A 5708-nucleotide genomic window follows, 5' to 3' on the forward strand; every position below is an offset into this window, starting at 1 on the left:
CACGTACACCTCGGCGCGGGAGACCGACACCGCACTCGTCACCCGCGCCGAGGTGTACGTGGAGGCGCGCGCGGCGGCACTCCGCGAGGCCGGCGACCTGCTCGTCCCGACGGCGGAGGGGGCGATCGGCGAGGGGCACATCGCGGGCACCCTCGCCGACCTGGTGCACGGCCGCGTCCCCACCGGGCGTCCGCGGCTCTTCAAGAGCGTGGGGATGGCCTGGGAGGACCTCGCCGTCGCGAGCGCCGTGTACCGCGCGGCCCGCGGGACCTGACCGCTCCGTTCAGCGGTGCCTGAGGTTGACGACCGCGGCCCTGGCCACCATCAGGGGGTTCAGGAACCGCATCGGACCGATCAGGCGGGACGCGAACATGTGCATGTGCCGCGCCAGGGCCCCGTCGCGCGCCGCCGCCGAGAACATCAGCCGCTCCCCGGGGTTGAACGGCCGGCCCTTGGCGAAGTCGGCGGCCAGGTACTGGTGACCGCCCAGGCGGCGCCTGTGCCGGCGCGCGTACACCGCGAGCGAGCGGTCGAGGTCGCCCCCACCGGTCACAGCCGCGGCGACCGCCTCGGTCAGCCACCGCGCGGACTGCAGGGCCCACCCGCATCCCACTCCCCACAGGGGGTCGCCGGTCAGGGCGGCGTCGCCGATGAGCGCCACACCCGGCGCGGTCGGCTTGCGGGTGCGGAGCGGGTAGTCGACCGTGCCGGTGATCTTCGTGACGCGCTCGGCGGCGTCGATGTCCGGCGCGTCGGGCAGGGCGCGGACCATGTCGAGGAAGCTGCCCTCCAGGTCCCTCCGGAAGTCCGGGAGCCGCTTCTTGTCCGGGAGCACCGCGACGACCGTCACCCCGTCGTCGTTCGGGAAGGCGTAGGCCATGTCGGGGACCAGGAACCAGGCGTGGCTGATCCCGTCGCGCAGGGGCAGGTTCCGGAAGTGTGCGAGATAGCCGAAGCGCGCGTTCTCGTGCTGCCGGGTGGGCACCCCGGCGTACTCGGCCACGGCCGAGTCCTTGCCGTCGGCGCCGACCACCAGGCGGGCCCGGATCTCGCGCTCGCCCTCGGGCGTCTTCGCGCGTACCCCCACCGTCCGTCCGGCCTCCTGGAGCAGCCCGGTCACCTGATGGCCGAGGAGCACGTCGACGCCGGGGGTCTCGGCCGCCCGGCACCTGATCAGCGGGTCGAGGGTGCTGCGCCGCACGTTGTAGCCGTACGGCAGCGCGGGGCCCGGCGCGGCGCTCGGCTCGATCCAGCCCCAACGGGTGTACCAGCGCGCCTCGTTGCGCACGGCCCCCGCTTTCTCCAAGGCGGGTATGAGGCCGAGTTCCTCGAGCACCGGGGTGGCGTTGGCGGTGAGGGAGTGGGTGCACAGCGTCTTGTACGCCGTGGGGCGCGAGCGGCGTTCCAGGAGCGCGACGCGGGCGCCGCGCCGGGCGAGCAGGATCGCCGCCGCGCTGCCGGCGAGGCTCGCTCCGCTGATGACGACGTCGTAGTCGTGTCCCGCGTTCTCAGGCTCGGTCATGCGCTGGTGGTCCCCCCGTGGTGTGGTGACACTTCTGTCAGGAACATGAGGACGAGGAAGGCGAGCGGTTGTCAAGGGATCAAGCCTGCCGCGGGTCTTGGCAACTCCAGTGCCATGTGAAATATTACTGACGTGCCCACGAGAAACACCTCGGATGTCATCGTCGTCGGCGCCGGCGTCGTCGGCGCGGCCTGCGCCCACTACGCCGCCCGAGCCGGCCTCTCCGTCACCGTCGTCGACCGCGGTCCGGTCGCCGGCGGGACGACGGGAGCGGGCGAGGGAAACCTCCTGGTCTCCGACAAGGAGCCGGGACCCGAGCTCGAACTCGCCCTCGTCTCCACCGCGTTGTGGCGGGAGCTGGCCGAACTGCTCCCGCCGCAGGTCGAGTACGAGGCGAAGGGCGGCCTCGTCGTCGCCTCGGACGAGCCCGGGATGCGCGCCCTGCGCGACTTCGCGGCCCGCCAGGAGAAGGCGGGCGTCACCAGCCAGGAGGTCCCCGCGGACCGGCTCCACGACCTGGAGCCCCACCTCGCACCCACCCTGGCGGGCGGCTTCCTCTACCCCCAGGACGCCCAGGTGATGCCCGCCCACGCGGCGGCCCGGCTGCTGTGCACGGACGGCGAACGGATCCGACTGCGCCTGGGGGAGGAGGTCACCGGCCTGCTCACCGGCACGGCCGGAGAGATCCGCGGCGTACGGACCACGGCCGGCGAGATCCACGCCCCCTCCGTGGTCAACGCCGCCGGAACCTGGGGCGGCGCCCTCGCCGAACTCGCGGGCGTACACCTGCCCGTCCTGCCCCGCAGGGGCTTCGTCCTCGTCACCGAACCCCTCCCGCGCGTCGTGCGCCACAAGGTGTACGCCGCCGACTACGTGGCCGACGTCGCCAGCGGCTCCGCCGCACTCCAGACCTCGGCCGTCGTCGAGGGCACCCCGGCGGGGCCGGTCCTGATCGGCGCCAGCCGGGAACGGGTCGGCTTCGACCGGACGCTCTCCACCGAAGTCCTGCGCCGGCTCGCCGCCGGGGCCACCGCACTGTTCCCGGTCCTCGGCACCGTACGGGCCATCCGCACCTACCTCGGCTTCCGCCCGTACCTGCCGGACCACCTGCCCGCGATCGGCCCCGACCCGCGCGTCCCCGGCCTGCTCCACGCCTGCGGCCACGAAGGGGCGGGCATCGGGCTCGCCCCCGTGACCGGGAAGATCGTCACGGCCTGTCTGACCGGTGCCGAACCGCCCCTCGACATCCACCCGTTCCGCCCCGACCGGTTCGCCGACACCGCGCACTGACCACGCCCCGACGTGCGCGCACCCACCGTCACGAGAGGAGGGCCCGTGGCCCGCACCCCCGCCGACCTCGTCGGCGCACAGCCCGAAGCACCGTTCGAGATCACCTTCGACGGCCGGCGCGTCACCGCCCTGCCGGGGCAGACCCTCGCCGCCGCCCTCTGGGGCGCCGGCATCCTGGCCTGGCGCACCACCCGGGACGGCGGCCGGCCGCGCGGCGCCTTCTGCGGCATCGGCCAGTGCTACGACTGCCTCGCCACCGTCAACGGCGAACCCAACCGGCGCGCCTGTCTGGTCCCGGCCCGCCCCGGAGACGCGATCACCACCCAGGAGGGACACGGCCATGACCGCCTCACCGTCTGAGCCGGGGACGCCGGGGACGCCGGGGACGCCGGGGACGCCGGAGGCGCCGGGGACGTACGACCTGGCGGTCGTGGGAGCCGGTTCCGCGGGACTCTCCGGCGCCGTCACGGCCTCCGAACTCGGCCTCTCCGTCGCCCTCCTCGACACCTCCATCCAGACCGGCGGGCAGTTCTACCGGCACCCGGCGCCCGCGCTCGGCGCCGTACGGCCCGAGGCCCTGCACCACGACTGGTCCGCCTTCTCCGACCTCCGGCGACGCCTCGCCGGAAGCGGCACCGCCCACCTCGCCGGGCACCACGTGTGGTCCACGGTGCGGGAGGGCGACGGGACCTGGTCGGTGCACGCGGTCATTGGGGCCGACGGAACCGCGGAGCGGCCCGTACGGATCCGGGCCCGGGCGCTGCTGCTCGCCACCGGCGCATACGAACGCCAACTCCCCTTTCCCGGCTGGACCCTGCCCGGCGTCGTGGGCGCCGGAGGAGCGCAGGCCATGCTCAAGTCCGGGCTCGTGCTGCCCGGCCGCCGCATCGTCGTGGCCGGCAGCGGCCCCCTGCTGCTCGCCGTCGCCTCCTCCCTCGCCGCCGCCGGCGCACGGGTGCCGGCCGTGGTCGAGGCCGCCGGCTATCTGCGGTACGCCCGCAGCCCCCGGGCGCTGGTGACCAACCCGGGGAAGGCGGCCGAAGCCCTGCTGCACGGATCAGGGCTGCTCCGGCACCGGGTGCGGCTCCGGCTGCGCAGCGCGGTCACCGAAGTGCACGGCGCCGACCGGGTGGAGGCCGTCACCGTCACCCGCCTGGACGCCGACTGGCGTCCCGTACCGGGCACGGGCCGCCGGATCGCCTGCGACGCCCTGGCCGTCGGCCACGGCCTGGTCCCGCAGATCGAGCTGGCCACGACGGCCGGCTGCGCCACCCGAAGGCTCCCCGACGGCACCCTCGGCCTCGCCCTGGACGACCTCCAGGAGACCTCGGAGCCCGGCCTGTGGGCGGCGGGCGAGACCGGAGGCGTGGGGGGCGCGGAACTCGCCCGTGCGGAGGGCGAGTTGGCCGCTCGGGCGATCGCCGCGCGGATCCTCGGCCGCCGGGCCGGCGCGAGCCGGATCGCCGAACTGCGGCGCCGCCGGGACCGGATGCGCGCCTTCGCCGACGTGATGTCCGCGGCCCACGCCCCGGGCCCCGGCTGGCAGGACTGGCTCACCGACGACACGGACGTGTGCCGCTGCGAGGAGGTCGACGCCGGTCGCGTCCGCGAGGCCGTCACCGAGCTCGGCGCGCGGGACGCGCGCACCGTCAAGCTCCTCACCCGGGCCGGGATGGGCTGGTGCCAGGGGCGGATGTGCGGGACGGCCGTCGCCTGCCTCGCCGCGCGCGGCGGAACCGCCGAACCGCCCGCGGAGCGGCGCCCGTTCGCGGTACCGGTCCGGCTCTCGACCCTCGCCGCCCTGGACGAGGCCCCGGATCCCGACGCTTCCTAGAGCCTGGAGGAGAGGCCCGCGCGGGCCTCTCTTCTTTCCCCATCGATAAAATGTCACACACTACAGAAAGGTCACCGTCATGACCGCCACCACCTGGAACGCCGACCGCCCCTGGCGCGGCATCATGGTCGCCACCACCCTCCCCTTCCGCGAGGACCTCTCCGTCGACCACGACGCCTACGCCGAGCACGTCGCCTGGCTGATCGCCAACGGCTGCGACGGCGTCGTCCCGAACGGCTCCCTCGGCGAGTACCAGACCCTCACCGACGCGGAGCGCGCCCAGGTCGTCCGTACCGCCGTCGAAGCGGCGGGCGACGGGGCGCGGGTCATGCCGGGCGTCGCCGCGTACGGCAGCGCCGAGTCCCGCCGCTGGGCCGAACAGGCCGCCGAGGCCGGCGCCGGCTCGGTCCTCCTCCTGCCGCCCAACACGTACCGCGCCGACGCGGCAGCCGTGCGCGCCCACTACACCGAGGTGGCCGGCGTCGGCATCCCGATCGTCGCGTACAACAACCCCTTCGACACCAAGGTCGACCTCACCCCCGACCTGCTCGCCCGGATCCACGGCGACGGCAGCATCGTCGCGGTGAAGGAGTTCAGCGGCGACGTCCGCCGCGCGTACGAGATCGCCGAACTCGCCCCGGAACTCGACCTGCTGATCGGGGCCGACGACGTCCTCCTCGAACTCGCCGTCGCGGGCGCCGTCGGCTGGATCGCCGGCTACCCCAACGCCTTCCCCGCCAGCTGCGCCGCGCTGTACCACGCCGCCGTCGCGGGCGACCTGACGACCGCTCTGCCGCTGTACAAGTCCCTGCACTCCCTGCTGCGCTGGGACTCGAAGACGGAGTTCGTCCAGTCCATCAAGCTCTCCATGGACATCGCCGGCCGCCCCGGCGGCCCCCCCCCCCCACCGCGCCCCCCGCTCACCGGCACGATCGAGGCCGCGGTGCGGACCGCCACGGAGAAGGCCGTGGCCGACGGCCACCACTGACGCGGGGCCGCTGAAGCCCACGCCGGCGCCGACCCTTCCCCGACCCGGACGATCCCTTCCCCGGAGGCCTCCTC

The 5708-nt window shown here is 74.7% G+C and carries 5 protein-coding genes and 1 pseudogene; 5 read left to right on the forward strand and 1 reads right to left on the reverse strand.

Translation table 11 applies throughout. The features are described from left to right. Positions 1-274: pseudogene (locus CCN56_RS29415) on the forward strand (ornithine cyclodeaminase family protein); the annotation flags it as partial. Positions 275-283: 9 nt separating this feature from the next. Here the strand turns inward: CCN56_RS29415 and CCN56_RS29420 are convergent. Continuing rightward, entirely contained in the window at positions 284-1522 is a 1239-nt protein-coding gene (locus CCN56_RS29420) for an NAD(P)/FAD-dependent oxidoreductase (protein WP_086830994.1), read from the reverse strand. Positions 1523-1654: 132 nt separating this feature from the next. Here CCN56_RS29420 and CCN56_RS29425 point away from each other — a divergent pair, with 132 nt between their 5' ends. The 4 genes from CCN56_RS29425 (at position 1655) to CCN56_RS29440 (ending at position 5634) form a co-directional block, all read left to right on the forward strand. Continuing rightward, a complete protein-coding gene (locus CCN56_RS29425; protein ID WP_086830995.1) occupies positions 1655-2812 on the forward strand; it encodes an FAD-binding oxidoreductase in 1158 nt (385 codons plus the stop codon). A 45-nt stretch (positions 2813-2857) separates the two neighbouring features. After that, the gene (locus CCN56_RS29430) at positions 2858-3172 is read left to right on the forward strand and encodes a (2Fe-2S)-binding protein (protein WP_086830996.1); all 315 of its coding nucleotides are present in this window, start codon (positions 2858-2860) and stop codon (positions 3170-3172) included. Continuing rightward, positions 3153-4646, forward strand: coding sequence for an NAD(P)/FAD-dependent oxidoreductase (locus CCN56_RS29435; RefSeq protein ID WP_086830997.1), 1494 nt, complete (start codon positions 3153-3155; stop codon positions 4644-4646). The genes CCN56_RS29430 and CCN56_RS29435 overlap by 20 nt, the downstream gene beginning before the upstream one ends. Positions 4647-4725: 79 nt before the next feature. Further along, positions 4726-5634: a dihydrodipicolinate synthase family protein gene (locus CCN56_RS29440; protein ID WP_086830998.1), complete on the forward strand. Its 909-nt coding sequence runs from the start codon at positions 4726-4728 to the stop codon at positions 5632-5634. Positions 5635-5708 lie beyond the last annotated feature (74 nt).

It is taken from the genome of Streptomyces sp. NRRL B-24572 (assembly GCF_002156145.1).
In the GTDB taxonomy this organism is placed as follows: domain Bacteria; phylum Actinomycetota; class Actinomycetes; order Streptomycetales; family Streptomycetaceae; genus Streptomyces; species Streptomyces vietnamensis.